Consider the following 1395-nt stretch of genomic DNA (forward strand, 5'->3'; position numbering starts at 1 on the left):
CTCTTTGTCCAATCAGGTTATTTCCAGCATCACTGGGAGAGACTGGATAATTAAATCTTTTAATTAAGAAATAGTATAAAATGATTTTAGAGGAAACCTTGATTGCGCTCAAATGATATTTATTTTGCGTCAAGAATCTCTGTTGACATTATATACTGTCACAATTCAAATATCAAGCGCCACAACTCAGACAATTTAATAAAATTTCCGCCTCCGGTAAAATTAACCGAGGAGGCGAATATGTATTGGACAAGAAAGATGGAACTGCTTTTGATAATTCTGAGCGCTATCGAGATTTAGGATGTGCTATTGCATATTACCGGAAGCGGAAAAATCTCACTCAGGAACAAGTAGCGGACCGTGTAGGCATCAGTCGGCAGCACATGGGAGCGATAGAAGCGCCAAATATGGTGCGCGCTATTTCGCTGGAGGTTGTTTTTAACATAGCTACAGTTTTAGAGATTGAACCTTATGTACTCTTTAAGTTTAATCCGGATAAATAAATGCTGATTACAAACTATGGACAGGCATTTGTTCATACGGTTTGGGCTTATTCATTGTTTTCTGCTACGCAATATCTGAACAGGGAATTTGAATTCCACGGCGATATTTTTCCTGTTTGTGCTTTGTTATCTGTTGCCATGAGGAAGGGCCATCCAGCTTTCTGGACGGCCCTTTCTGGTTATTGTTCGGTTATGCATAAAAGTTAACACTGTTAGGTATCCCGACGAACATATAGCAGTAGGTGATACCATCGTACTGGGTCACGCCCACGCCGATACAGTCGCATCTGGGGTCGATCATGGTTTCGAAGTGACCGGGGGAGTTGATCCAGTTATCGACGGCGCGCTGAGCGGCGTCGGCTGTGCCGGTGAACACGGTGAGGTTGTCGCCGAAGCCGTGGGGGTAGCCAGCGTCGACATCGGCTTGGCTTTCCTCCGGAGCGTGATGCCAGGTGTAGCGCCGGTTGGAGCAGGCTTGGGCGGCGTTCATCAGGGCCTCGTTAACTGGTAACTCCGACACCCCGTTGTCCTTGCGGGTCTGGTTGATGAGCCGGATCATCTCTTGGCGTATCTCCAGGTTGTTTGTCAGGCTGGCGCTGTCCCCGCTGGCAGGGGCTTCCGGTGCGGCGGGGGCGGATCCGACTGTTAGCGTTACACTCCCACATTCCCCGGCGCTGTTGGAAGCGGTGATCTCCGCAGTCCCTACCATCTTGGCAACAGCGACCCAGAAGGTCAGCACCTGCTCCACCGCCACCGTGTCCGGGTCGCTGGAGGTGACGGTGTAGTCCGTACCGTTTGGGCCAATGATGAGGCCACTGCGCTCTCCTACTTCCAGGATGCTACCCTTGTAGCTACTCATCCGGATGGTTGGGGCTCCCGCTGCTGTGGCGGG

At 50.3% G+C, this 1395-nt stretch carries 2 protein-coding genes; one reads left to right on the plus strand and one right to left on the minus strand.

Features of this window, described 5'->3' with window-relative positions; all coding sequences use genetic code 11:
* Positions 1–245 precede the first annotated feature (245 nt).
* Positions 246–503, plus strand: a complete 258-nt coding sequence (locus D1641_RS18835) for a helix-turn-helix transcriptional regulator (protein WP_160668519.1) — start codon at positions 246–248, stop codon at positions 501–503.
* A 190-nt stretch (positions 504–693) separates the two neighbouring features.
* Here D1641_RS18835 and D1641_RS18840 read toward each other — a convergent pair.
* The coding region (locus D1641_RS18840) for a CAP domain-containing protein (RefSeq protein ID WP_160668521.1) at positions 694–1395 on the minus strand (702 nt) is incomplete at its 5' end.

Origin of the sequence: Colidextribacter sp. OB.20 (assembly GCF_009911595.1) — a bacterium.
In the GTDB taxonomy this organism is placed as follows: domain Bacteria; phylum Bacillota; class Clostridia; order Oscillospirales; family Oscillospiraceae; genus Lawsonibacter.